The following is a 26,294-nucleotide window of genomic DNA, read 5'->3' on the forward strand; positions in this document are numbered from 1 at the left end:
GACACCGCATGAACCGGGACGTGGAGCTGAGTCGGCTGCGGATCAGCCGACGACGGGCGCTGGCGCTGGGCGGCACCTTGACGCTCAGCGGCGTCCTGGCGGCCTGCGGCGGCGCGGATCCCGACGCCGCCCCGGCCGCGACCACCACCGCCGTCCCGAGCGACATCGAACCGCGCCTGCTCGCGCTGCTCGACGAGGCGCCGCGCTGCACGATGGCGGTGGAGGAGACGCAGGGCCCGTACTGGTTCGACGTCGACTCGATCCGTCGTGACATCCGCGAGGACCGTCCCGGCCTGCAACTGAACCTCGCGTTGCGGGTGCAGGACGTGCGCAACTGCGGCCCCGGCGGCGACGCGCCCGCGGTCGCGAACGCGGTCGTCGAGATCTGGCACTGCGACGCGGGCGGGGTGTACTCCGGCTACGAGGCCGCGTCCGTCGCGGCGAACGGCGGCACCGAGGCGCCGGCGGTCGGTGGCGCGTCGTCGATCGTCACGATGTCCGACGGGTCGTACAGCCTCGACGACGGGCAGATCCCGACCACCGACGACGGCACCTACCTGCGCGGCGCGCAGACCACCGACGCCAACGGCATCGCCCAGTTCACGACGATCTTCCCCGGCTGGTACACCGGCCGCACCGTGCACATCCACCTCAAGGTGCACATCGACCGCCGGACGGTGCTGACCACGCAGCTGTACCTCGACGACGCGCTCAGCGACGACGTCTTCGCGAGCGTCTCCCCGTACACCGACCACCCCGGACGCGACACCCGCAACGACACCGACGTCATCTTCCACGACACCGGCCTCGTGGCGACCGTCCGCGAACCCGACCGGATCCTGGCCGCGATCAATCTGGGACTCGACGCCTGAGTTTCGGTTCCCAGGAAGCTCACAGCAGACGTCCAGCCGCACGCCAGCCCACTCGCCGACGATTGGTCGTATCGAATCATTCGTTGCGAGGAAGGATGTCGCGTGAACAAGGACGTGGAACTGAGTCGGCTGCGGATCAGCCGACGACGGGCGCTCGCACTGGGCGGAACCGTCAGCCTGAGCGGACTGCTCGCGGCGTGCAGTGGTGGCGGTAGTTCTTCGACGGCCACCACGACGTCAGCGGCTGCGTCCTCGGCGTCCTCGGCGTCCTCTGCGTCGTCTGCAGGCGCCACCGGCACCGTCGACGAGCAACTGCTCGCGCTGCTCGACCAGGCCCCGCAGTGCGTCATGGCGGTCGAGGAGACGCAGGGGCCGTACTGGTTCGACGTCGACTCCATCCGCGGCGACATCCGCGAGGACCGTCCCGGGCTCGAACTGAACCTCGCGATGCGGGTGCAGGACCTGGTGAACTGCAGCGCCGACGGCAGCGCCGGCGCCGTCGCGAACGCGGTCGTCGAGATCTGGCACTGCGACGCGGGCGGCGTCTACTCGGGGTTCGAGTCCGGGTCCGTCGCCGCGAACCAGGGCGGCGGCATGGGCGGACCCGGTGCCGGTGGCATGGGCGGACCCGGTGCCGGCGGCATGGGCCAGCCACCGCAGGGCGGCATGGGCGGTCCGCCGCCCGGCGGCACGCCTCCGGAGGGCATGGGTGGTCCGGGCGGAGGTGCTCCCGGCGGCATGGGCGGATCCGGCGAGACGTCGGACGGTTCGTACAGTGTCGGCGACCAGGAGGCGACCACCACCGACGATGGCACCTACCTGCGCGGCGCGCAGACCACCGACGCCGACGGCATCGTGCGGTTCACGACGATCTTCCCCGGCTGGTACACCGGCCGCACCGTGCACATCCACCTCAAGGTGCACGTCGACAAGAAGACTGTGCTCACCACGCAGTTGTACTTCGACGACACCCTCAACGACGAGGTCTTCTCCACCGTCTCGCCGTACACCGACCACACCGGTCGCGACACCCGCAACGACACCGACAGCATCTACGACGCGGCCGGCCTCATGGCGACGTCGCGGCAGCCGGATCGCCTGCTCGCGGCGATCAACCTGGGCATCGACGTCTGACCCTGCCCCTGGTGTGGCCGAATGTCACATGCGTCCATTCGGAGTGAACGCATGTGACATTCGGCCACCGGGGTTGGTGCGCGAGGACCGGACGCCCCGACCGAGACGGTGTAAAGATGGAGCGATGACGACTGCGCAGCATTCCGGCATCGACCTGACCCACATCGACGCGGGCACGCGCCCGCAGGACGACCTGTTCGTGCACGTCAACGGCAAATGGCTGGACGAGTACGAGATCCCGGCCGACCGCGCGGTGGACGGCGCGTTCCGCACGCTGTACGACAAGGCCGAGGAGGACGTGAAGACGCTCATCCAGGAGGCGTCCGAGTCCGGTGCGGCGCACGGCACCGACGCGCAGAAGATCGGTGACCTGTACTCGAGCTTCATGGACGCCGACGCCGTCGAGGCCGCCGGGCTGTCCCCGATCGCCGACGAACTCGCGGCCGTCGCGAACGCCGGGAACCTGAGCGAACTGGCGGGCATCGTCGGACGCCTGCAGCGCACCGGTGTGGGCGGCGCGATCGGGCAGTACGTCGACACCGACGCCAAGAACTCGGCACGCTATCTGGTGCACTTCACGCAGTCCGGCATCGGCCTGCCCGACGAGTCGTACTACCGCGAGGACAACTACGCCCCGATCCGCGAGGCGTACGTCGCGCACATCCGGAAGATGTTCGATCTGGCCGGGATCGAGTACGACGCGCAGCGCGTGTTCGATCTCGAGACGGCGATCGCGGCCGGCCACTGGGACGTCGTCAAGCGCCGCGACGCGGAGCTGAGCTACAACCTGGTGACCCTCGACGACCTGCACTCGCAATACGGCGGATTCGACTGGGATGCTTGGATTTCCGGCCTGCAGGCGACGCCGGAGCAGCTCGCCGAGATCGTGGTGCGTCAGCCCGGCTTCGTCGAGTCGTTCACCGAACTGTGGACGTCGCGTCCGATCGAGGACTGGAAGGCGTGGGCCACGTGGCGCGTCCTGCATTCGCGGGCGCCGTACCTGACCGAGGCGATCGTCGCCGAGGACTTCGCGTTCTACGGCAAGACCCTCAGCGGCACCGAGGAGAACCGCGAACGCTGGAAGCGTGGCGTCTCGCTGGTGCAGGACCTGCTCGGTGAGGCCGTCGGCAAGCAGTACGTCGAGCGGCACTTCCCGCCGGAGTCCAAGGCGCGTATGCAGGTGCTGGTCGAGAACCTCCAGGAGGCGTACCGCCGCAACATCTCCGACCTGGAGTGGATGAGCCCGGAGACCCGGCAGGCGGCGCTGGCGAAGCTCGAGAAGTTCACCCCGAAGATCGGCTACCCGGACAAGTGGCGGGACTACTCGGCCGTCGAGATCGACCCGGCCGACCTGGTGGGCAACTACCGCAGCGGCTACGCCGCCGAGCACGACCGCGACATCGCCAAGCTGGGCGGTCCGGTGGACCGCGACGAGTGGTTCATGACGCCGCAGACCGTCAACGCCTACTACAACCCGGGCATGAACGAAATCGTCTTCCCTGCAGCGATTCTGCAGCCCCCGTTCTTCGATCCCGAGGCCGACGACGCCGCCAACTACGGCGGCATCGGCGCGGTGATCGGCCACGAGATCGGGCACGGCTTCGACGATCAGGGCGCCAAGTACGACGGCGACGGCAACATGATCGACTGGTGGACCGACGACGACCGCACCGAGTTCGGCAAGCGGACCAAGGCACTCATCGAGCAGTACAACGACTTCGAGCCGATGGACCTGCCGGGTCATCACGTCAACGGCGAGTTCACGATCGGCGAGAACATCGGCGACCTGGGTGGCCTGTCGATCGCACTCGAGGCGTACCGCATCGCGACCGAGGGCAGCGAGGCTCCCGTGCTCGACGAGCTGAGCGGCCTGCAGCGCGTGTTCTTCGGCTGGGCGCAGGTGTGGCGGACCAAGGCGCGTAAGGAAGAAGCGATCCGACGCCTCGCCGTCGACCCGCACTCGCCGCCGGAGTTCCGCTGCAACGGCGTGATCCGCAACCTCGACAGCTTCCACGACGCGTTCGGCGTCGAGCCGGGCGATGCGCTGTACCTGGAGCCGGAGAAGCGCGTCAAGATCTGGTGATCTCCGACTGGGCGGTTCGCCGGTTTCCTTGACCGGCGAGCCGCCCTGCGCGTGGCGGCACAGGAATTTAGGGAACCGAACCAACGCTGACACGCGAATCCGTCCGGGGCACCATGGGAGACAGACCAGTTCGCTCCGATCCCGCAGTGCCCGACGGACGGTGAGGTGACACGGTGGCGGAAGCTCCGACGGACGCCGAGACCGGGACGAGTTCCGTCGAGCACAGTGGCTATCACCAGGAGCTGAAGCGAACGCTCGGCTCGTTCCAGGTGTTCGCGATCTCGTTCGCGTTCATCTCGGTGGCGGTCGGCATCTTCGGCACGTACGACGACGTCCTGCAGGACGCGGGGCCGGTCGGGATCTGGCTCTGGGTCGTCGTCGCGGCCGGGCAGATCCTGGTGGCGCTCGTCTACGCGCAGTTCGCTGCCCGCATCCCACTCAGCGGCTCCACGTACCAGTGGGCCTCACGACTGGCGAATCCGAAGATCGGCTGGGGGTTCGGCTGGCTCACCGTCTGCTACCTGTCCTTCGGTGTCGTCGCGGTCGACAACGCCCTTGCCAGCCAGGCCTTCATGCCGCTGTTCGGAATCGCGGAGGACGAGGGCACCGCGCGGCTGATCACGCTGGCAATGGTGCTTGCACAGGCCCTGATCGTCGTGTTCTCGACCCGCATCGTCGCGATGATCAACGCGAGCGCGGTCGGTCTCGAGCTGGTGATCGTGATGGTGCTGGCGATCGCCCTCGTCGTGGCCGTGGCGGTCACCGGCAACGGGGCGGTCGACAACCTCACCTCGCGGGGTGTCACCGGAAATGCGCCCGACTACTTCGCGATCGGCGGCGGGTTGATGGGCGCGATGATCATGGGACTGGCGACGCTGGTCGGCTTCGACGCCGCAGCGAACCTGGCGGAGGAGGCGAAGGATCCGTTCCGCAGCGTTCCGCGCGCGATCGTGGGGTCGGTTGTGGCGGCCGCGCTGCTGGGGTTCGTGTTCCTGATTGCGCTCACCGTCGCGATCGACGACGTCCCGCGCATCAGCGAGAGCGCCTCGCCGGTCGCGGCGATCATGCGCGATCAACTCGGCCCGGTGGTGGAGCGGATCCTGCTCGTCGCGATCACCTTCGCGTTCTTCGGCGCCGGGATGGTGACCATGGCCGCGTGCTCGCGGATCGTCTTCGCGATGGCCCGCGACTCCCGCTTTCCCGCCTCGGGCCTGATGCGGCGGATCGATCCGCGCACGCAGACCCCGATCCCGGCGACGATCCTGATCTGCGTCGTCGCGGTGGTGCTGATGCTCGCGCTGCCGGGTGCCGCGCTGTTGAAACTCATCGTGGCCGGGACGATCCTCACGGTGATCGTCTACGGCGGGACGATCGTCCTCTACCTGGCGGTGCGCGGACGGTTGGACCGCAGAGCCGGCGCCTTCAACCTCGGGCGGTTCGAACTGCCGGTGGCGATCGGTGCGCTGGTGTGGATGGTGATCGTGCTGTTCGTGGTGGTCTCGCCCGTCGAGGCACGGGTGCCGGTCGTGCTCGTCGCCGCACTGATCCTGGTCGGCGCCGCCTATTTTCTCTGGTTGTGGCGCTTCCGCCGCGACGTGCTCGAGACCGAACCCGGCGACATCAGCGTCTTCCAGCACTGACCGACGGTTATCGAATACCTCAGCGCGCGTACATGATCACGCCGACACCGCACAGGCAGATCGCGGCCCCGATGATGTCGTAGCGGTCCGGCCGGAAGCCGTCCATGACCACCGCCCACAGCAGCGAACCTGCCACGAACACACCGCCGTACGCGGCGAGGATGCGGCCGAAGTTGGCGTCGGGCTGCAGCGTGGCGACCAGCCCGTAGATGCCGAGGGCGATCATCCCGGCGCCGACCCACAGCCAGCCCCGCTGCTCGCGCACGCCCTGCCACACCAGCCAGGCCCCGCCGATCTCGAACAGCGCGGCCAGGACGAACAGCAGGATCGAACGGGTCACGGTCATGGCATCAATATCTCAGGCCGTGGGACTAACGGTTCCAGTCCCCCAGCCCGTCGGCGCCGCTGAGGATGCCGCCGGCGGTGTTCTGCACGATCACCGGGTCGCCCTTCTTGGCGTTCTCGAAGAACCAGCGGCCGTCCTCGGTGCTGACATTGAGGCAGCCGTGGCTGACGTTGCTGTAGCCCTGCTGCTGCACCGACCACGGCGCGGCGTGGACGAAGATGCCGCTGTAGGAGATTCGCGTCGCGTACTCGACGTACGTCCGGTAGCCCTCGGGCGCGTCGATCGGCACACCGTACGTGGACGAGTCCATGTACATGTCGCGGAACTTCTCACCCACGATGTAGGTGCCGTTCGGGGTCTCGTAGCCGGGCTTGCCGAGCGATGTCGGCATCGTCTTGACGATCTCGCCGTTGCGGGTGACGGTGATCTGCTTGGTGTTGTCGTCGGCGACGGTCACGAGGGCGTCGCCGATCGAGAACGTGGACTGCGCGTCGCCGGCCTGGACGGTGACCTGGATGTTGGCGGGCCAGAACTGGGTCGGCTTCCACCGGACCTGCTTGTCGTTGATCCAGTAGAAGTGCCCCTCGACCGGCGGGTCGGTGGTGACCCGCATGGCCCGCTCGGCGACGGCGCGATCACCGACGGCCTCGTTGAAGCGGATGATGATCGGCTGCGCGATGCCCACCACCTCGCCGGGTGCCGGATTCAGCGACGGTGCCGAGAAGTTCGCGGGCCCGAGCGGCGGCGGAGCCGTCACGACCAGGCCGGCCGGCAGCAACGCCTGGATCTCACGTGGCAGCTCGAATCCCGGCGGGAGCACCAGTGGCGGCGTGGGGATCTGCGGCAGCTCGAGCGCGGGAAGCTGGACGCCGGGGATCTCCGCGCTGCCGGGGAACAGCGGCGCGGCCTGCGCGGGAGCGACGAGCGCGGCACCGGCCGCGGTGACCCCGACGAGCACGGCTGCCGCCCGGACGAACCACCTCTGCCGACCACGTCCTGCGATCTGCCCGGTCATGTCCGTACCCCCTCGCTCGACGACACCGTGCCACGGTCGCGCCGCCACAGCGGGCGTCCGGTACGTCTTATTCAGCCATACCGGACGCGCGTCCCACAACCGACCCGCCGCGAACCGCTACGCCCCTCAGCCGGCCTCGCCGCGTGCGATCTCGAGCATCGCGGCGATGTCGACGATCTTGGTGCGGGAACGTCCACTCTCGGCGCCGAGTGCGCGTTCCTGCTTGTCGATCCGCTGCCAGCCCTGGAAGTCGACGACGTCGGGCTGACGCTCCCCGACGATCCGGCCGAGGTGCTCACGCTCGCTGGACGGCTGGGGCAGCATTCCGTCGGAGAAGTCGGACAGCAGGAGATCGACGGTGGCCGCCGAGCAGTGCTTGTTGGTGCCGATGACGCCGGTGGGCCCGCGCTTGATCCAGCCCGCGACGTACACGCCGGGGACGGGCTTGCCGGTCTCCGGGTCGATGACCCGTCCGTTCTCGTTGGGCACGACGCCGCGGCGCTCGTCGAACGGCAGATCGGCGATCGGCAGGCCCTTGTAACCGATCGACCGCAGCACCAGGCCGGTCTCGAGGGTTTCGGTGCGGTCGGTCGGACGCGCCGAGAGCTTGCCCGCCTCCTCGGCGACGAGTTCGTTGCGCACCAGGCGGATGGCCTCGACGTGGTCGTTGCCGGTGAGCTCCTCGGGCGAGGCGAGGAAGCGCAGCACGATGCGCTTGCGTCCGTCCGCGGTGGTCCGCTTGGCGAACTCCTCGGCCTGCCGCACCTTGAGCTTCTCGGACGGCTCGGAGTCCGGTCCGTCGATCCACTCGCGGCTGGCCGCATCCAGGATCACCTCGTCCGGATCGACGACGATGTCGACATCGGTCATCTGTCCGAGCGCGATCAGTTCGGGGTTGGTGTACGCGGCCTGCGCGGGCCCGCGTCGGCCGACGATGACGACCTCACGGATGTTGCTGTGGCGCAGCGCCTCGACGGCGTGCTCCGCCATGTCGGTCTTGGCCAGCTCGTCCGGATCGGTGACGAGGACGCGGGCGACGTCGAGCGCGACGTTGCCGTTGCCGACGATGACCGCACGCTCACCGGAGAGGTCGAACTCGTGGTGCGCGTAGTCGGGATGGCCGTTGTACCAGGCGACGAACTCGGTGGCGGCGTGCGATCCGGGCAGGTCCTCGCCCGGAACCCCGAGACGACGGTCGCTGGCCGCGCCCACCGCGTAGATGACGGCGTGGTGATGTTCGAGGAGCTCCTCGTGGCTCACGTGCTGCCCCACCTCGACGTTGAAGTGGCACTGCACCGAGCGCTTGCCGAGGGCCGAACGGAACACGTCCGCGACGCCCTTGGTGCCCGGATGGTCGGGGGCGACGCCGGCCCGCACGAGTCCGTACGGCGTGGGCAGGCGGTCGAAGATGTCGACCTCGACGCGCGGGCGTGAGGTCAGTTCGATCGCGGCGTAGCAGGCCGACGGGCCGGACCCGACGATCGCGACACGCAGCGTGCCCAGATCGGCGCTCAGCTTCCGCGGCGAGGCCAGCTCGGGCCAGTCCGGACCGATCGGGTGCTTCTCGAAGTACGCGGCATTGATCTCCGGGTACATCGAGTGCGCCTCGCTGAGCTCGTTCTCACCGAAGATGGCGTCGACGGGGCACTCGTCGACGCACGCGCCGCAGTCGATGCACGTCTGCGGGTCGATGTAGAGCATCTCGGTGGTGGCGAACTCTGGCTCGTCCGGCGTCGGATGGATACAATTGACGGGACAGACATCCACGCACGATGCATCGTTGCAGCATGCCTGCGTAATCACATAAGCCACAGTTGTTTCCCTACCTGTGCGTACCCACCGAGACCGACATTCTCGCTCAGACTATAACGTGTTTCAGTTTCGGTCGAGGTTCCGTTGCGTCGGAACGTGATCGGTGCGTCCCGGGATCACTCGAGTCGGGGGTCACTCGAGTCGGAAGCCGACCTTCAACGTCACCTGGGTGTGGGCCACGGCCCCGTCCTCGATGTGACCGCGGGTCTCGATCACCTCGAACCACTCCAGATTCCGCATGGTCGCGTTCGCCCGGCTGACGGCGTTGGCGATCGCGGCGTCGACGCCCTTGCTCGACGAGCCGACGATCTCGATCACCCGATAGACATGGTCACTCATCCGAAGACCTCCTCACGAACGCATGATCGCCTGCGCCTCGGCGCCGAGCTTGGCCAACCGCAGGTCACCGAGCGCGGTGACCGCGTTGCCCAGCCGGTTGGTGACGAACGCCAGCGCCAGACCCGTCTCCGGATCGGCGTACGCGCCCGAGCCGCCCACCCCGTAGTGCCCGAGCCCGCGGGTGGGCTGGACCCGGCTGGCCAGCAGCGGCGGGTGGTAGCCGAGCCGCCACCCGAGCTTGACGCCCAGCACGTAGTCGCGGTCGCGGGTCTGCACGGCCCCCATCTGCTCGAGGGTCTCGGGCTGCAGGAACCGGGTGCCGTCGATGACGCCGCCGTTCGCGATCGCGGCGTACATCCGGCCCAGCGAACGGGCGCTGAACACGCCGTTCCACCCGGGCATCACGGCGTCGTGCACCGCGGGGTTGCGGACGAGTTCGTCGAAGCCGTCGGGCATCGCGGCCTCGGCGAGTCCGCGCAGCGGGCCCGCGAAGGACAGGACCGCCGACGTCATCCGCCAGTCCAGGCCGCCGGGATTGATGTGCGGGAACAGCTTGGCGATCCGTCCACGCTGCGCCTGCGGCACCCGGTACCAGAACTCGGGCATCCCGAGAGGCTCCGCGATTTCCTCGCGGACCAGTTCGGTGAACGGCTTGCCGGTGGCCCGTGCCAGCGTCTCCGCGACCAGCCACCCGTAGGTGACGGCGTGGTAGCCGGGACCCCGAAGTCGACGCGGATCCGGCGCCGCGGCCGCAAGAGCCTCGATGACGGTCTCGTAGTCGAGCAGTCCGGTGCGTCCCGGCACCAAGCCACGGACCTTGTGCAGGCCGGCGCGATGCGTCAGGACGTCCCGGATGGTGATCGAGTCCTTGCCCGCCGCGCCGAACTCTGGCCAGTAGGCGGCGACGGGGGCGTCGTAGTCGACGATGCCGCGCTCGGCCAGCCGGTGCGTGACGGTGCTGGCGACACCCTTGCCCGTGGAGAACGACAGCGACACGGTGTCGCTGTCCCACCGGCGGTCGCGGTCCGCGTACCCGGCCCAGACGTCGAGCACCTTCTCGCCGTGGACGTAGGCGACGAGGGCTCCGCCGCCGTTGTGCGGCTGGCGGTACATGGAGAAGAACCGGTCCGCGAGGGACAGGAACCGCGGGTGCACCAGCATCTCGGTGCGCGCCTGCGGGGCGGCCGGGACGCCCGTGGGCGGCCCGAGCGGGGCTCGAACAGGGGCAGTTGCCCCAGTACGCGGCGCGTTGCCGTGCTCCACATGGATCGCCATCGCGACCTCCGATCCGCTCCTCACACCATTGTGATTGGCGCAGCGTAAGCGTGGAAGGGTTTCCGGCGGAGCGAAACAGACATACGCGATGAGCGGGGCGAAAGAACTACCTGGTCAAGCGACCGATTTCAGTTCTCCTTGCGGTCCCGGTCGCGGCTCGGCTGCACCCGTTTGGGCTCGCCGGGCATCTTCGGATGGTTCGGCGGGTACGGCAGATCCCCCAGTCCAGCGGCCGCGTCCCGCTCGGCCATCTCGAGCAGGACGTCGAGCGAGTGCGCGACGTCGTCGAGCGTCGCCATCGGGTCGCCGCGGCCGGCGAGCAGTGCCGGAACGGTCGCGATGGTGAAGTCGTCGGGCTCGACGGACGCGAGTTCCTCCCAGGTCACCGGGGTAGAGACGGTCGCGATCGGGGTGTTGCGCGCCGAATAGGCCGACGCGATCGTCTTGTCGCGGGCGTTCTGGTTGAAGTCGAGGAAGATGCGCTTGCCGCGCTCCTCCTTCCACCAGTGGGTGGTGGCCCGGTCACCGCTGCGCCGCTCGATCTCCCGGCACAGCGCGATCCCGGCGCGGCGCACCTCGACGAAGTCCCAGCGCGGCTCGATCCGGATGTAGACGTGCAGTCCGCGCCCGCCCGACGTCTTCGGGAACCCGATCAGTCCGAGTTCGTCGAGCAGCGGTTGCATGACGTCCAGTGCGACGCGGCGGGCGTCGTCGAAGTCGGTGCCGGGCTGCGGATCGAAGTCGATCCGCAGTTCGTCCGGATGCTCGACGTCGGGGCAGCGCACCGCCCACGGGTGGAACGTGACGGTGCCGAGGTTCGCGGCCCACACGATGTCGGCGGCGCTGCGCACCCGGAGCACGTCCGCGGTGCGCTTGGACGGGAACGTGACCTCGCACGACGCCACATGCTCGGGCCGCTTGGCCGGCACCCGCTTCTGGTAGATCTCCTCGCCCTCGACCCCGTCCGGGTAACGCTGCAGGTGCGTGGGCCGGTCGTGCAGTGCTCGCAGCAGCTCACCGCCGGTCGCGACCTTGAGGTAGTACTCGACGAGGTGCCGCTTGGTGCCGCCCTCGGGACCGAGCCGCGGGTAGTAGATCTTGTCGGGATTCGACAGCCGGACGGCCACGCCGTCGACGTCGAGCTCCTCCGCCGGAGAACGCTTGGTGGCCGCCATGTTTCAGCTCTCTCCCGTGAGTACGTCGGCGAGGTCGTAGCGCAGCGGGACCTCGAGTTGCTCGAACGTGCACGACGCCGGGTCGCGGTCCGGACGCCAGCGCAGGAACCGGGCGGCGTGCCGGAACCGGACTCCGGCCTGGCTGCCCCGCTCCCCCAGGCCGCCCTCCATCTGGTCGTACGCGACCTCGAGGACCCGTTCGGGACGCAGTGGCACCCAGCTCCGGTCGGCGCTCGACCGCCATCGCGTCGCCTCGCCCTCGGCGACGACGTCGTCGCCCACCCGCAGCGGTTCGAGTTCGGCCAGCAGTTCGACGCGGCGCTTCGCGGTGAACGCCGATGCGCCACCGACCATGTGCAGTTCGCCGCCGTCGTACAGGCCCAGCAGGATCGATCCGATGCCCGGCTGGCTCTTGTGCGGCCGGTAGCCGATCGCCACGACATCCGCCGTCCGGGAGTGCTTGACCTTCACCATCTCCCGCTTGTTCGGCAGGTAGTGGCCGTCGAGCCGCTTGGCGACGACACCGTCGAGTCCGGCACCCTCGAACGTCTCGAACCAGCGTTCGGCGGTCGCGGCGTCGAGCGTCGCGGCGGTGAGGTGACAACTCGGCCCGCCACCGATCGCCCCGAGCAGCGCCGCCCGGCGCTCCGCGAACGCACGCTTCGTGTAGTCGTCGTCGCCGAGCGCCAGCAGGTCGAACCCGATGAACTGGGCCGGGGTCTCGGCGGCGAGCAGCCTCACCCGGCTGTCGGCGGGGTGGATGCGTTCGGACAGCGAGCCCCAGTCCAGCCGGGTGCGTCCGCCGATCTCGCGTGGCACCACCAGTTCGCCGTCGACGACGCACCGTTGCGGCAACTCCGCGCGGACCGCGTCGACCATCTCCGGGAAGTAGCGCGCGAGGTCCTTGCCTCCGCGCGAGCCGAGAACGACGTCGTCGCCGTCACGGAACACGATGGCCCTGAACCCGTCCCACTTCGGCTCGTACGACCACACGGGTTCGCCGGCGGGCTGTTCGGGCACTCCGGATGCGGCCTTGGCCAGCATCGGCTGCAGGGGTGGCGCGATCGGGAGATGCACGGGGTCCATAGTGGCACCCGTTGGCCGTCTTCGCGCTGCGCTTCGCCGTCAGGGTCGGCGACGCTCGTCGGTGCCGGCGATCTTGCCGGTGCTGATCGCGAGCCGATTCCACGTGTTGATCGTGAAGATGACCGCGAGGACGTGGGCCATCTCCGACTCGTCGAAGTGCGCCGCGGCCTCGGCATACACGGCGTCCGGCACTCCGCCGGCGATCAGCGTCACGGCCTCGGTCAGCGCGAGCGCGGCCTGTTCGCGTTCGGAGAAGAAGTGCCGCGCCTCCCGCCACACCCCGACCATGTGCAGGCGCATGTCGTCCTCGCCCGCCGCGCGCGCGTCACCCACGTGCATGTGCAGGCAGTAGGCGCAGCCGTTGAGCTGGGAGGAGCGGATCTGGATCAGCTCGATCAGCGCCGGGTCGACGCCCTCGCGGGCAGCGGCGTCGAGACCGAGCAGGGCCCGAAATGCCTTCGGGGCGGCGTCGGCGAAGGTGAGTCGAGGGGCGGCGGTAGTAGTCATGACCACTACGGTAGGGAGCGAATAGACCACCCGAGAGGTGCATTCCGATGTCGAAATCATGGGTCAATTTCGCCGAACGGCTCGGCTCCGACCTGCACCTGGAGCTGACCGGAACCGGTTCGCGCCGAGCAGCTCTCGCGGAGGCGCTGCGCACCGCGATCCAGGACGGCCGACTCGCCGCGGGGACCGCACTTCCGCCCTATCGGTCGCTCGCGGCCGACCTCGGCATCGCGCGGAACACCGTCGCCGCCACCTACTCCGAACTGGTCGCCGAGGGCTGGCTCACCGCACGCCAGGGTTCGGGCACCCGCGTGGCGGAACGCTCCGCGGCCCTCCCGCGGCCGCGCACGCCCGGGAGACCGACCACCGCGACCGCCGTGCCCGAGCACAATCTCCTGCAGGGACTGCCCGACGCCTCCGCCTTCCCGAGGAAGGCATGGGCGACCTCGACGCGCCGCGCGCTCACGAACGCACCCAACAGCGCCTTCGGGCCCGGTGACCCCCAGGGGCGACTCGAGTTGCGGACCGCGCTCGCGCACTACCTCGCCCGTGCCCGGGGTGTGCGCGCCGAGCCCGAGCGCATCGTGATCTGCGCCGGATTCTCCGACGCCCTGCGTCTGCTGTTCGGCGGCGGCGTGCTGCGCGGGACGCTGGCAGTCGAGGCGTACGGTCTGGCGTTCCACCGCACTCTGCTGGCGTCCGCGGGTGTCCGGACCGTGCCGCTGGGCCTGGACGAACACGGCTCCCGGACATCGGAACTGGACGACCACGACGATGTCTGCGCGGCACTGCTCACGCCGGCCCACCAGTTCCCGATCGGCGGCCCGCTGGATCCGGTGCGCCGCCACGCGGCGGTGGAATGGGCACGCCGGCGCGGCGGCACGGTGATCGAGGACGACTACGACGGTGAGTTCCGGTACGACCGCGAACCGGTCGGCGCGGTCCAGGCTCTCGACCCCGACCACGTCGTCTATGTCGGGTCGGCCAGCAAGAGTCTCTCGCCCGCCCTACGCCTGGGCTGGATGGTGCTGCCGGAGTCGCTGGTCGACGCCGTGCTGGAGGTCAAGGGCCGGCGTGAACGGTGGACCGGTGTGGTCGACCAGCTCACGTTCGCCGATCTGATCGACTCCGGGGCCTACGACCGGCATGTCCGGCAGATGCGTCTGCGCTATCGGGCTCGCCGCAACCGTCTGGCCGCCGCTCTCGCCGAGCACGCACCACACATCGAACCCACCGGCATCGCCGCGGGACTGCACGCCGTGCTGCGACTGCCGCCCGGCACCGAGGCATCGACCGTGGAAGCCGCTGCAGCGCAGGGCATTGCACTCGACGGGCTCGCGGGCTACCGGCATCCCGATGCCGCGCCCGCCTTCGACGGCCTGGTCGTCGGCTACGCGGCGCCGTCGGACCACGCGCTCACCCCGGCACTCGCCGCGCTGTGCCGGATCCTGCCGCCGCGCCCGTGAACCGGGGACGGACGTCAGCGCTGTTCGCCGGCTTCGACGAACAGCGCCGACGGTCGATCAGCCGTTCGCCTCGACGGTTTCGAGCACCGAGACGACCGGCGTCGGGTTACGCGTCAGGTCCAGCACCGGGCAGTGTGCCTCGGCCGCCGCGTGCAGTTCCAGGTAGCGCTCGCGCGATTCCGGTCCGGTGATGGTCACGACCACCCGGACCTCCCCGAAGCCCGGGCGGACGGCGTCGTCGAACCCGAAGAAGCCGCGGACGTCGAGGTCACCCTCGGCTCGGGCCTTGATGTCGTCGACCACGATCCCGAGGCGCTCGGCCCAGAACCGGTAGGTGACGACGTGGCAGGACAGCAGCGAGGCCAGGTAGTACTCGACCGGGTTGGGCGCCGCGTTGTCGCCGCCGAGGGCCGGCGGCTCGTCGACCTCCACCGTGTACTTACCCAGCGAGACGGTGCTGGCGACGGCGTCGTGCGCCTGGGCCTTCGCCCGGAAGACGACGTGTGCCTTGGAAGCGTCGTCCGCAACGGCGTCGGCGGTCGCGGAGGTGATGGCGGACAGATGCGAGACGGAAGCTGTGGTCATGGAAGAACCTGTCGTGAGAGTGCGGATGCGGGCAGCCGAGGGCGGCCCGGCGAAAGTGTCGTCGGGGTCGATCAGGACCGACGACAACCGCAGGTGCACACGAGCGCGAAATCGACATGGCGACGCCGCGTCAGCAGCATCCCGAGGTCGATCACGCGCGGTCCGGTCACAGCCGAGACTGTAACGCGCCGAACGCGCTACAGCCAGCCGCGCTTCTTGAAGATCCGGTAGAGGCTGAAACAGGTGAGGAACATCAGCATCAGTGCGAACGGGTAGCCGCCGGCCCAGTGCAGCTCGGGGATGTTGTCGAAGTTCATGCCGTACACGGTGCCGATCAGCGTGGGCGCGAACAGGATTGCCGCCCACGACGAGATCTTCTTGATCTCCTCGTTCTGCGCGTAGCTGGCCTGCGTGAGGTTACGCATCTCCTCGTTCTGCGCCTGCGAGACCAGCGTCGCGTTGACGGTGAGCATGCTGGCGAGCAGTTCCCGGAATCCGTCCACCCGCTCGACGACCGTCGTGGCGTGGTCGGTGACGTCGCGCAGGTACTTCTGCAGTTCCTCGTCGGTCTGGTACTTGTCGAAGCCCGCCGACAGCGCCCGGAGCATGCCGAGCAGCGGCTTGGTGGCGCGCTGGAACTCGATGACCTCGCGCGAGAGCTCGTAGATGCGCCGCGACACCATCGGATCGCCGCTGAAGATCTCGGTCTCGATCTCGTCGATGTCGTTCTGCAGGCCCGCGACGACCGGCGCGTACCCGTCGACGACGGCGTCGAGGATCGCGTAGAGCACGGCCTCGGGACCGAGCTTCAGGAGTTCGGGATCGCTCTCCATACGGTGCCGAACGTTCGACAGGTCCGGCGACTCGCTGTGCCGGACGGTGAGCACGAACGTGGGGCCGCAGAAGATGTGCAGCTCGCCGAAGTCGACGCTCTCCGACTCGTCGAGGTAGCGGGCAGCGCGGAGCACGACGAACAGCGTGTCGCCGTACCGCTCGAGCTTGGGGCGCTGATGCGCGACGATCGCATCCTCGACCGCGAGCTCGTGCAGGTCGAATTGCTTTGCCGCCGCGTACAATTGCGCGTCGTCCGGACGGTACAGTCCGATCCAGGCCATCGACGACGCGTCCGGCAGACTCGCGAGCGCCTCGGCGAGGGTCGACGGCGAGGCGATGCGCCGGCCGTCGCGGTACACCGCACTGTTGACGACACTCGACTCGACCGCACGCTGCTGCTGAGCGGCCGGCGTCTGGCCCGGGTGGCGCGGAGCCATCGAATGCTCGGGCGAGACGGTGTCGTCGGCGGTACCGGCGGCACGCCGAGGAAGGATCGAGCGGTTGGGACGCTTGTCACGCATGGCGAACACGGCTTTCGGGAAGGTCCGCGGCGGCGCCGTCGGTCACGGCGGCAGCAGACACCAGTCGAACGCCACCCGATCGGATGGCGTGGATTGCCTGAGTTTCAGCTGGTACTCGGAGGTTGGCTACTCATGACTAGCCCCACCTCCTCTTTCCTCGAAATCCCGCGACCGCACGCGGGCAAGGTTCGACACGAACGACGACACCCTACTCCGCCACCGACGACGGCGACAACCGCCGCGATCAGCCGATGCGTTCCATCTCCGACAGGTAGCGTGCGGCATTCGCGACGTACGTCGCCACGCCACGTCGAATTCCATCCGCGAACTCGTCCGGATTCGGATGCGGCGCAACGGTTGCCGGCGCACCGAGCACACGCGAACGCGGCGGGACGACGGTCCCCTCGGTGAGGAGCGCGGCCGCACCGACGAGGCTGCCTGTGCCCACCACCACTCGCTGCAGGCACGTCGACATCGATCCGATGAGGCATCCGTCCTCGACGACCGCACCCTCGAGGTGCGCGTTGTGCCCGACGACGCACCCCGCGCCGATCACCGTCGGCCAGGCCGCCGACGTGTGCAGCACGGTGCCGTCCTGGATGGACGTGCGCGCGCCCACGCTGATCGTCCCGTAGTCGGCCCGCAGCACCGCCGACGGCCAGATCGAGGCCTCGGCGCCGACGGTCACCGCGCCGACGACAACCGCCTCGGGGTGCACGAACGCGGTCGGGTGGACGTCGGGCACCAGGTCGCCGAGCCGGTAGATTGCCACGTGGAGAACGCCTTTCGAACGGGAAATGTACTTCTCGAGATTTCTACCCGGCGTCCGTCGAGCCCTCGCCATCAGCCTGGCGTTCGTGCACCCCGGCGACGAACAGGTCCAGATGACCACACGTGCCGCGCATGGCGAGCGACTCGTCGCCCTGCACGATCCCGTCGACGACGTTCTGATGATGCCCGGCCCCGAGTTCGGGTTCGTGGACGCCCTCGGTGAAGTCGTAGGTGGCGCGCAGCGGCTCCGAGATTCCGGCGAACAGTTCGTCGAGGACCGGATTGTGGGCTGCGGCGACGACCGCGACATGGAATGCGAGATCGGCGTCGGCGAACGCGGCGCCGTCCCCGCTGCGGCCGGTCTCGTTCCGTAGATCGAGTGCCTCGCGCAGACGCCGCATGTCGTCGTCGGTGCGGCGGGCGCACGCGAGCCGCACCGCCTCGAGTTCGAGGGCCCGCCGGACCTCGTAGACGTGGAGCATCTCCGAGACCGCGACCTGACGGGTGAGGAGCCCGCCGATGTCGGTGCGAGCGCACACGTACGTCCCGTCCCCTCGGCGGATCTCCAGGATCCCGGTGGAGGTGAGGCACTTGATCGCTTCGCGGAGGGTGTTGCGACCCACGCCGAGCAGCTCGGTCAGCTCGGGCTCGGTGGGAATCCGTTCGCCGATCGGCCAGTCTCCCGACGCGATCCGGACGCGCATCCAGTCCAGCGCCTGCTGGTAAGCCGATTCCCTCTGCACAACCGTCACCGGTTCATCCTCACACGAGTCGCCGCCCGCCCTCACCCAGAATACATGGGACGTCCTACGTAGGATGTATTCGTGCCGACGACTTCCGTACGCTCCAGGACCGACCCACAGAACTCCGCCGACCGCGTACCTCGCTGGCCGGCGCGCCACTTCCACGGCATCGGGTACGTCCTGGCGATCCTGCTGGTGGGCGCGAACATGCCCACCGCGCTCTACGGCATCTACCGTGCAGACTTCGGATTCAGCCCCGTCACCCAGACGGTGATCTTCGCGGTGTACGCCGCCGCACTCGTTCCTGCGCTCTTCCTCTTCGGACCGCTGTCGGACCGGGTGGGGCGGCGCCCGGTCCTGGTGACAGCCCTCGTCGTGGGGCTCGCCGGGGCCGCCGTGCTCACGGTTGCCGACGCGACCGCCTGGCTCGTCGTGGGGCGCGTCCTCCAGGGAGTGTCGGTGGGCGCCTGCTCGGCCGCCGGAGCGGCGGCCCTGCTCGATCACGTACCGGCGCGCGACACCGTGCGCGCCGCCCGCGCGGCGAGTGCGAGCACCGCGGCGGGTGCGGCACTCGGCCCGCTCCTCGCGGGCGCAGTCGCCGAGTACCTCCCCCACTCCACCGTGCTGCCGTACGTTCTCTTCGCCGTGGCTCTCGTCCCGGGCGTCGTCGCCCTCGTGGCCCTCCCGAAAGCGGCCGAGTCGGAACGCCGCGGACGGACCGACGGCACCCCGCGTCGCCTCGTCGAGGTACCGCGCCTTCCGCGCGAGATCCGGTCGGTGTTCGTCCTGGCAACGCTTCCGGCCGCGATCGCCTGGGCCACGGTGGGACTGTTCCAGTCGGTCGTGCCGTCCTGGATCGCGGAACTGCTCGGTGTCTCCAACCTCCTGGTGGGCGCGGCGGCCGCCGCGCTCGTGATGGGGTGTTCTGTGCTGTCGCAGCTGAGCATGCGTGGCATCGATCCGCTTGTCGCGCAACGCATCGGACTCGGGGTGATGTTCGCCGGGACGGTGGGACTGTTCGTCGTCGACCGCATTCCGAGCCTGCCGTTGCTCTTCGTCGTGACGGTGGCGGTGGGCATCGGGCACGGCTGGGCCTTCGCGGGCGGCATGCAGCGGGTGGGTGCGGCCGTCGCGGTGCAGGCCCCGGAGTCGAGCGGAGCCGTGCTGGCCGCCTTCTTCACCGTCACGTACATCGGCCTGGGCGTGCCGGCGATCGCGGCCGGGCTCCTCGTGACGTATCAGGGAACCGCGACAGCGGTTGCGGAGTTCTCGGTGGCCGCAGCGATTCTGTGCCTGATCACGTTGGTCCTGAACATGATCCGCCGATCCGAGCCGGCGGGACAGGCTACGGAATGAGCCCCTGCCGCCGCGCCTCGACGACCGCCTCGTGCCGGCTGCGGACCTCGAGCTTGGTCATGATGTTGCGCATGTAGCTCTTGATCGTGTCGAGCCGTAGGCCCAGCCGCTCGGCGATCTCCGCGTTGCGGCAGCCGAGCGCGACGTGCACGAGCACCTCGAACTCACGGGCGGACAGTGCGATCTTGGCCGGCACCGACGGCCCGGTGGTCAGCCCACGCAGCTTCTGCTCGACGGCCTCCACCTCGGCCGTCAGGGCTGCGTCGTCCAGCCGATCGGCGATCGAGCGCAACGCCAGGTAGCTCTCGGCGATCCCCTCCGACACCCTCGGGTCCCGGTGCCCCGCCGACTCGGCGCGCCCGTTTTCGATCATCACGATCCGGCGGTCCACCTCGTCCCGGACCTCGATCTCGTGCGCGAGCTTGTGCGCGGACCGCATGACGGCCTCGGCGACGACGTCCCCGATGGGGAGGTTGGCCCGCAGGCCGCCGTACACCGCGGCCCGGGTCTTCCCGCGCACCACGACGGGGGCGGCGAGCAGCGACTCGATTCCCTCGCTCGCCACCTCGTGGTCGTAGTCGTGCGTGATGTGCCGCGAATGCGCGTAGTCCTGGACGGCACCGGGACGCTGCTCGGCCATGACCCGACCACCCAGTCCGCATTCGGTGTCGATCGTCAGGTCTCGCAGCATCGCACCGCGCGTCCCGACGAACCCCGACAGCCGCAGGCTGCGCCCGTCGACCGTTCCCCCGAACAGCACCGGCAGCGACGTGCTGGTGCGCAGGTACCGGAGTTCGGCGCGGATCGCGTCCTCGTCGCTCGGTCGCAGGGTGTCGGTCATCTGTTCGTTCGGCACACTCTCGCTCGATCGGCGCGGGCACCCACCGCGGATACCCACTTTCGAGGGTAGCGGCCGGTGGACCACCGCCCTTAGCGTCGCCCCGACGGTTTGTAACGCCCGTCACGTGCAATCACCACGGAGGTACTCGTGTCCGAACTGTCCGCTTCGGCGAACCACACCCCGCTCAGTCCGCTGCGCTTCCTGGACCGCTCGGCCACGGTGTTCCCAGACAAGACCGCGATCGTCCACGGGGACCGGAGCTACACCTACCGCGAGTTCGCCGACGAGTCCGCTCGGCTGGCCCGCGTGCTGCGCTCGCGCATCGAACCCGGCGACCGTGTCGCGTACCTGTCGCCCAACACCCCCGAGATGCTCATCGCGCACTTCGCCGTACCGCTGGCCGGCGGCGTGCTGGTGGCGCTCAACTCGCGCCTGGCCGGGGCCGAGCTCGAGTACATCCTCGACCACGCGGGCGTGAAGATCCTCTTCGTGGACTCCGAGCTGGTGGGCTCGGTGCGCACCGCGCGGGAGAACGTCGGCAGCGTTGCGGAGATCGTCGAGATACCGGACTCGACGATCCTGTACCCCGACGTCCCCGCCGGTGTGGTGACGGCGCAGTACGACGAGTTCGTCGGCAGCCGCGACGGCCTGACCGACGAGCCGCTGCACTGGGGCGTCGAGGACGAGCAGCAGGTCATATCGATCAACTACACGTCCGGCACCACCGGTAAGCCCAAGGGCGTCATGTACACCCATCGCGGCGCGTACCTGAACTCGCTGGGCGTGACGTTCCACAACGGGTTCGACGGCAACACCAAGTACCTGTGGACGCTGCCGATGTTCCACTGCAACGGCTGGTGCACGCCGTGGGCCGTCACGCAGGCCGCCGGTACCCACGTGTGTCTGCGGGCGGTGCGCGCCGACGCCATCTGGGACGCGATCGACGATCTCGGCATCACGAATCTGTGCGGCGCACCGGCGGTGTGCACCACGATCGCGGGTGCCGATCGCGCCCATCCGGTTCCGTCGCTGCGGATCACCAACGGCGGCGCACCCCCGGCGCCGACCACCATTGCCCAGCTCGAGGCGCTCGGCATGAGCTTCGTCCACGTGTACGGACTCACCGAGGTCTACGGGCCGTACACGATCTGCGAGTACCAGAAGGCCTGGGACGACTGCTCTCCCGAGGAGCGCGCCGCGCTGGTGTCCCGTCAGGGCGTCGGCATGGTGCAGGCCGAGAACGCGCGCGTCGTGGACGAGAACATGGTGGACGTGCCGGCCGACGGCGAGACGATGGGCGAGATCGTCCTGCGCGGCAACAACGTGATGCTCGGCTACTTCCGCGACGCCGACGCCACCGCGGAGGCCTTCGCGGGCGGCTGGTTCCACACCGGTGACCTCGGCGTCATGCACCCCGACGGCTACATCCAGCTCAAGGACCGTGCCAAGGACATCGTCATCTCGGGCGGCGAGAACATCTCGACCGTCGAGGTGGAGCAGGCGATCATGTCGCATCCGGCGGTGCTCGACGTCGCGGTCGTCGGTGTGCCGCACGAGAAGTGGGGCGAGCGCCCCAAGGCGTTCGTCATCCTCAAGAAGGGCGCCACCGCGACCGCCGACGAGATCATCAAGCACACGCGGAGCAAGATCGCGCGCTTCAAGGTGCCCGAGGAGATCGTGTTCCCGCTCGACCTGCCGCGCACCCCGACCGGCAAGGTGCTCAAGTTCGAGTTGCGCGCAATGCAGAACTGAGACGCGGGGTGCCCCGCCGGTTGTTCCGGCGGGGCACCCATCGCGCTCGACGCAGAACTAGGTTCGCGGCGATTCGAGTTTTGTACAAAACCGAGCGATCTGTACAAAACTGAGCGATTCGTACCTTTCCGCCTAGACCCGGTCGGTCTCAGTCTCGGGGCAACCCGAGCATCCGCTCGCCGATCACGTTGAGCTGCACCTCGGTGGTGCCGCCGTAGATCGTCGTCGCGCGGCCCGCGATGAGCTGTTCCATCGCCTTGTCGCTCGGCTCACCGGGCACCGCCACCACTCCCGCGGGTCCCAGCTCGGCCACCACGAACTCCGAGATCGCCTGGCCCAGACCCATACCCAGGAGCTTGCCGACCGACGACGTCGCGCTCACGTCCGCACCGGAGAGCTGTTTCAGCACCAGCCGCGCCCCGATGAGATCGATCGCCTGACTCTCGGCGATCAGCTCACCGAACCGATGCCGTCCGACCGGGCCGAGGTCTCGGCCGCGCGCGAATTCGAGCAGATCCCTGTCACTCGCGTACGCCTCCATCTTCTGGCTCAGTGCCACCCGCTCGCCGGCCAGCGTCGTGCGGGCGACGTGCCAGCCGTCGTTCACGTCCCCGACGACGTTCTCATCCGGGACGAAGACGTCGTCGAGGAACACCTCGTTGAACAACGCCGAGCCCGTCATCTCCCGCAGCGGCCGCACCGTGACCCCCGGTGTCGACATGTCGAGCACGAAGTACGTGATGCCCTCGTGCTTGGGCCGCGACGGATCGGTGCGGGCGATGAGCATCGCCCAGTCCGCGAACTGCGCGACGGTGGTCCAGATCTTCTGGCCGGTGATCTTCCATCCGCCGTCGACCTTCTCGGCGCGGGTGGTCAGCGACGCGAGGTCCGATCCGGCACCGGGCTCGGAGAACAGCTGGCACCACACCAGATCGCCGCGCAGGGTGGGCACGGCCAGTTCCTGCTTCTGCTTCTCCGAGCCGTGCGCCACCACGGCCTGCACCGCCCAGCCACCCATCAGCAACTGCGGCATCGCAATTTCCGCCGACTTCACCTCCTGCGCGATCACGATCTGCTCGAGCGGTCCCGCACCGCGCCCGTACGGCTTCGGCAGGTGCGGCTGCACCCAGCCGCCGTCGCCGAGCGCGATCAGCTGCTCGTCCTCGTCGTCGATCGCGGCGATCGGCTCGAGTGCCGCGCGCACGGCCACGCGCAGGTCCTCGGCCGCGGCCGGCAGCTCCAACTCCGACTGCCGGACCACGCCCGCGAGCGACTGCTCGGCGACGCGCTCCACCCGCTCCTCACGTGTGCCGAGCACGCCGCGGATCGCGAGAGCGCGACGGTAGTACAGGTGCGCGTCGTGCTCCCACGTGAACCCGATGCCGCCGTGCACCTGGATGCAGTCCTGCGCCACCTGCACGGCCGCGTCGGGCGCGATCACCGCCGCCACCTCGGCCGCGAAATCGGCTGTCGTGTCGTCGCTGTCGAGCGCGGACGCCGCATCCCAGATCACGGCCCGCGCCTTCTCGAGCGCGATCCCCATGTGCGCGCACTTGTGCTTGACGCCCTGGAACTGACCGATCGGACGGCCGAACTGGACGCGGGTCTTCGCGTACTCGGCCGCCGTCGACACGCACCAGGACAGCACGCCCACGGCCTCGGCGCCCAGCACCACCGACACGATGGACCGCACCCGGCGGTCGCCGAGCCCGTCGAGGATCCGGTCGCCGCCGACCGCGAGCGCGGCGGCCTCGACCCGCGCGGATCCGCGAAGGACGTCGACGCCGTCCTGCGGGGTGACGGTGAGGTCGGCGCGGTCCACGACGATCCAGCGCACCACGTCGCCGACGAGCGCCGGCAGCAGCAGCACGTCGGCGTGTTCGGCGGCGACCACCGCGTCGAGGGTCCCCGACAGCGAGTAGCCGTCGCCCACCGGATCTGCCGCGAGCGGGCGTCCGAGAGCGACTGTCGCCGTTCGTGTCCCGTCGAGCAGACCCGGTAGCACCTCGATCCCGATCTTGGAGTCGGCCGCGCCGAGAACCGCGGCGGCGGCCGCGGTCGGCACGAACGGCCCCGGCGCGACCGACCGTCCCAGCGCCTCGAGCGCCACCGCGAGGGTGAGCAGACCGGCCCCCTGGCCGCCTCGGTCCTCGGGCACCGCGAGCCCCGGCAGGTCCTGCCCGGCGAGCGCCGACCAGAACGGCGGCAAGCGGTCCTCGGTGCGCGCTTCGACCGCAGCGCGCACGTGCTCGGCGGTGATCGTGTGTTCCGCGAAGGCGCGCACCGAATCCGCGAGGGCCACATGCTCGTCGCTCAGTCCGAGTCCGAGTTCGTACGCGTTGCGTCCCATGCGCTCAGCCCAGTCGTTCCGCGAGATCGCCGACGGTCCACGGGCCGTCGCTCTCGATGGTGTCGCCGCCGTGCCAGTTGATCAACTCCGAGATCGCCCCGCCCTGGACGGCGTACACCTTGCCGGTCAGCTTGCAGTCGGCCGCCGCCAGGCGCCCGACGAGCGGCGAGATGTTCGACGGCGCGAACGCGTCGAACTCACCCTCCGGGATCTCGGCGGCGAACAGCGCCCCCATGCCGGGGGTGGCGAGCGTGAGCCGGGTGCGGGCGATCGGCGCGATCGCGTTGACCCGCACCCCGTACCGCTCGAGTTCGTCCGCCGCCACCAGGGTCAGGGCGGCGATGCCGGCCTTCGCGGCCCCGTAGTTTGCCTGCCCCGCGTTGGGCATGAACGTGCCCGACGCCGACGCCGTGTTGATCACCGAGGCCTGAACCGGCTCACCGGCTTTGGCCTGCGCCTTCCAGTACGCGGCGGCGTGGTGCAGCGTCGCGGCGTGCCCCTTGAGGTGCACCGCGATGACGGCGTCCCACTGGCTCTCCTCCATGCCCGCGATGAAGCTGTCACGCAGGATGCCGGCGTTGTTCACCAGGATGTCGAGGCGACCGAACTCGCGCACCGCCTGGGCGACGAGCGCCTCGGCACCGGCCCAGTCGGCGACGTTGTCGGTGTTCGCGACCGCCCGTCCGCCCGCGGCGACGATCTCGTCTACCACCTGCTGCGCCGGACCCGCGTCGGATCCGGTGCCGTCGTTGGCGCCGCCGAGATCGTTGACGACCACCGCCGCGCCCTCCCGCGCGAACAGCAGTGCGTGCTCGCGGCCGATGCCCCGTCCCGCGCCGGTGATGATCGCGACGCGCCCGTCCAGTGTTCCCATGATGTGTTCCCCTCTCGTCACGAAGTCAGTCGCCGGATCAGCCGGCGGGTCGATCTGCGATGACGGCGAGGCCGTCCTTGATCACCAGGTCGTCGCCGACACCGGTCTCGTACGCATAGGTCGAGGTGCCGGGTTCTGAGGTCGTTCTCCAGAATCGGGTCTCGATGTGCTGCCCGGGCAGAACGGGTTTCGCGAAGCGGACCGCGAGTCGCTTCAGCCGTTCGACATCCCCGTCGGCGAACTCGGTGAGCGCGGCCCACGACGTGAACGCCATCGTGCACAGCCCGTGGTTGATGATGCCGGGCAGTCCGGACATGCGGGCGATCTCGTCGTCCAGGTGGATCGGCATGGGATCGCCCGACGCCGGCGAGTACCGGAACGTCTGGTCGTCGTCGATGTGCGCGGTGACGACGGCGGACGGATCCGCGGCCGGCAGCGCCTCGTCGAACCGGTGCGGCGGCGCCTGGTCACCGAGGCCGGGTCCGGCGTCGACCTTGCGGAAGAACGCCGTCATCCACTGTTCGTTGACCAGTTCCCCACCGTCCGTTCGAGTCTCGACGTACACGACGACGGTGGAACCGTTCTCCCGACCGGTGAAACCGACCGGCTTCGCGCGGACCACCAGGGCGTCGCCGGGCCGGATCGGACGGTGGAAGTGGAAGTCCTGCTCGCCGTGCACCAGCTTCATGAGCAGTTCGACGGGCGCGACCGACAGCGCCGCGGGCGCCATCGAGGTGAATGCCGGCACGACGGCGAACACCGGCGGAGCGATCTCGCCGCGCAGGTGCCGCTCGATGGGGTCGTTGGTGGCGGCCGCGTATTCGGCGATGCGTTCGGCGGTGACCTCGAACCGTTCGGGGTCGGTCCACACCCCGAGCCCGGAGGTGTCGAATTCGACAGTGGGCGTGGTCATCCCG

Annotated in this window: 23 protein-coding genes; 7 read left to right on the plus strand and 16 right to left on the minus strand. The window is 69.3% G+C overall.

From position 1 onward, the window contains the following. The first annotated feature begins 8 nt into the window (after window positions 1-8). The 4 genes from LCL87_RS05990 (at window position 9) to LCL87_RS06005 (ending at window position 5,729) form a co-directional block, all read left to right on the plus strand. Window positions 9-872 (plus strand): intradiol ring-cleavage dioxygenase, encoded by an 864-nt coding sequence (locus LCL87_RS05990; protein ID WP_225017657.1) that lies wholly within the window; start codon window positions 9-11, stop codon window positions 870-872. 102 nt (window positions 873-974) lie between these two features. Further along, on the plus strand, window positions 975-2,006 hold the full coding sequence (locus LCL87_RS05995; RefSeq protein WP_225017659.1) for a peptidase associated/transthyretin-like domain-containing protein: 1,032 nt from the start codon (window positions 975-977) through the stop codon (window positions 2,004-2,006). A gap of 124 nt (window positions 2,007-2,130) precedes the next feature. Continuing rightward, window positions 2,131-4,089 (plus strand): M13 family metallopeptidase, encoded by a 1,959-nt coding sequence (locus LCL87_RS06000; RefSeq protein WP_225017661.1) that lies wholly within the window; start codon window positions 2,131-2,133, stop codon window positions 4,087-4,089. A gap of 173 nt (window positions 4,090-4,262) precedes the next feature. Next, window positions 4,263-5,729, plus strand: coding sequence for an APC family permease (locus LCL87_RS06005; RefSeq protein WP_510850698.1), 1,467 nt, complete (start codon window positions 4,263-4,265; stop codon window positions 5,727-5,729). A gap of 19 nt (window positions 5,730-5,748) precedes the next feature. On the opposite strand, the gene LCL87_RS06010 is transcribed toward LCL87_RS06005, so the two are convergent. The 8 genes from LCL87_RS06010 to LCL87_RS06045 all read right to left on the minus strand — a co-directional run bounded on the left by LCL87_RS06010 (window position 5,749) and on the right by LCL87_RS06045 (window position 13,284). Next, window positions 5,749-6,075 (minus strand): YnfA family protein, encoded by a 327-nt coding sequence (locus LCL87_RS06010; protein WP_225017663.1) that lies wholly within the window; start codon window positions 6,073-6,075, stop codon window positions 5,749-5,751. A 25-nt stretch (window positions 6,076-6,100) separates the two neighbouring features. Further along, window positions 6,101-7,090: a L,D-transpeptidase gene (locus LCL87_RS06015; RefSeq protein WP_225017665.1), complete on the minus strand. Its 990-nt coding sequence runs from the start codon at window positions 7,088-7,090 to the stop codon at window positions 6,101-6,103. 126 nt (window positions 7,091-7,216) lie between these two features. Continuing rightward, window positions 7,217-8,902 (minus strand): FAD-dependent oxidoreductase, encoded by a 1,686-nt coding sequence (locus LCL87_RS06020; protein ID WP_225017667.1) that lies wholly within the window; start codon window positions 8,900-8,902, stop codon window positions 7,217-7,219. Window positions 8,903-9,034: 132 nt separating this feature from the next. Further along, complete coding sequence (locus LCL87_RS06025; protein WP_225017669.1) at window positions 9,035-9,241, minus strand: dodecin; 207 nt, start codon at window positions 9,239-9,241, stop codon at window positions 9,035-9,037. Between the two features lie 12 nt (window positions 9,242-9,253). Next, window positions 9,254-10,516, minus strand: a complete 1,263-nt coding sequence (locus tag LCL87_RS06030) for a serine hydrolase domain-containing protein (protein ID WP_510850699.1) — start codon at window positions 10,514-10,516, stop codon at window positions 9,254-9,256. Window positions 10,517-10,644: 128 nt separating this feature from the next. Then, the gene (locus LCL87_RS06035; protein WP_225017671.1) at window positions 10,645-11,691 is read right to left on the minus strand and encodes a DNA polymerase domain-containing protein; all 1,047 of its coding nucleotides are present in this window, start codon (window positions 11,689-11,691) and stop codon (window positions 10,645-10,647) included. 3 nt (window positions 11,692-11,694) lie between these two features. After that, entirely contained in the window at window positions 11,695-12,768 is a 1,074-nt protein-coding gene (locus LCL87_RS06040) for an ATP-dependent DNA ligase (protein ID WP_225017674.1), read from the minus strand. A 48-nt stretch (window positions 12,769-12,816) separates the two neighbouring features. Then, window positions 12,817-13,284, minus strand: coding sequence for a carboxymuconolactone decarboxylase family protein (locus tag LCL87_RS06045; protein WP_225017676.1), 468 nt, complete (start codon window positions 13,282-13,284; stop codon window positions 12,817-12,819). 47 nt (window positions 13,285-13,331) lie between these two features. Between LCL87_RS06045 and pdxR the strand changes: the two genes are divergently transcribed. Then, the gene (gene pdxR, locus LCL87_RS06050; protein ID WP_225017677.1) at window positions 13,332-14,750 is read left to right on the plus strand and encodes a MocR-like pyridoxine biosynthesis transcription factor PdxR; all 1,419 of its coding nucleotides are present in this window, start codon (window positions 13,332-13,334) and stop codon (window positions 14,748-14,750) included. 57 nt (window positions 14,751-14,807) lie between these two features. Here the strand turns inward: pdxR and LCL87_RS06055 are convergent, their stop codons facing one another. The 4 genes from LCL87_RS06055 to LCL87_RS06070 form a co-directional block, all read right to left on the minus strand. Further along, on the minus strand, window positions 14,808-15,335 hold the full coding sequence (locus LCL87_RS06055; RefSeq protein ID WP_225017678.1) for an OsmC family protein: 528 nt from the start codon (window positions 15,333-15,335) through the stop codon (window positions 14,808-14,810). Between the two features lie 197 nt (window positions 15,336-15,532). Then, window positions 15,533-16,690 (minus strand): magnesium and cobalt transport protein CorA, encoded by a 1,158-nt coding sequence (locus LCL87_RS06060; protein WP_225017679.1) that lies wholly within the window; start codon window positions 16,688-16,690, stop codon window positions 15,533-15,535. A gap of 244 nt (window positions 16,691-16,934) precedes the next feature. After that, a complete protein-coding gene (locus LCL87_RS06065) occupies window positions 16,935-17,462 on the minus strand; it encodes a gamma carbonic anhydrase family protein (RefSeq protein ID WP_225017680.1) in 528 nt (175 codons plus the stop codon). Between the two features lie 43 nt (window positions 17,463-17,505). Then, window positions 17,506-18,213 carry an FCD domain-containing protein gene (locus LCL87_RS06070; protein ID WP_225017686.1) on the minus strand — a complete coding sequence of 236 codons (708 nt, stop codon included), beginning with the start codon at window positions 18,211-18,213 and terminating at the stop codon, window positions 17,506-17,508. Window positions 18,214-18,285: 72 nt separating this feature from the next. Between LCL87_RS06070 and LCL87_RS06075 the strand changes: the two genes are divergently transcribed. Beyond that, window positions 18,286-19,560 carry an MFS transporter gene (locus tag LCL87_RS06075; protein ID WP_225017694.1) on the plus strand — a complete coding sequence of 425 codons (1,275 nt, stop codon included), beginning with the start codon at window positions 18,286-18,288 and terminating at the stop codon, window positions 19,558-19,560. Here the strand turns inward: LCL87_RS06075 and LCL87_RS06080 are convergent. After that, entirely contained in the window at window positions 19,550-20,401 is an 852-nt protein-coding gene (locus tag LCL87_RS06080; protein WP_225017696.1) for a LuxR C-terminal-related transcriptional regulator, read from the minus strand. The genes LCL87_RS06075 and LCL87_RS06080 overlap by 11 nt on opposite strands. Window positions 20,402-20,548: 147 nt before the next feature. Between LCL87_RS06080 and LCL87_RS06085 the strand changes: the two genes are divergently transcribed. Further along, a complete protein-coding gene (locus LCL87_RS06085; RefSeq protein ID WP_225017698.1) occupies window positions 20,549-22,153 on the plus strand; it encodes an acyl--CoA ligase family protein in 1,605 nt (534 codons plus the stop codon). Between the two features lie 148 nt (window positions 22,154-22,301). Here LCL87_RS06085 and LCL87_RS06090 read toward each other — a convergent pair whose 3' ends face one another. Genes LCL87_RS06090 through LCL87_RS06100 form a run of 3 tightly spaced genes read right to left on the minus strand, consistent with a single transcriptional unit; the run spans window position 22,302 to window position 26,290 of the window. After that, on the minus strand, window positions 22,302-24,503 hold the full coding sequence (locus LCL87_RS06090) for an acyl-CoA dehydrogenase family protein (protein ID WP_225017700.1): 2,202 nt from the start codon (window positions 24,501-24,503) through the stop codon (window positions 22,302-22,304). Window positions 24,504-24,507: 4 nt separating this feature from the next. Beyond that, window positions 24,508-25,377: an SDR family oxidoreductase gene (locus LCL87_RS06095; RefSeq protein ID WP_225017702.1), complete on the minus strand. Its 870-nt coding sequence runs from the start codon at window positions 25,375-25,377 to the stop codon at window positions 24,508-24,510. Between the two features lie 37 nt (window positions 25,378-25,414). Then, window positions 25,415-26,290: a MaoC/PaaZ C-terminal domain-containing protein gene (locus LCL87_RS06100; RefSeq protein ID WP_225017704.1), complete on the minus strand. Its 876-nt coding sequence runs from the start codon at window positions 26,288-26,290 to the stop codon at window positions 25,415-25,417. Window positions 26,291-26,294 lie beyond the last annotated feature (4 nt).

Source organism: Prescottella equi (assembly GCF_020171745.1).
Classification (GTDB): domain Bacteria; phylum Actinomycetota; class Actinomycetes; order Mycobacteriales; family Mycobacteriaceae; genus Prescottella; species Prescottella equi_A.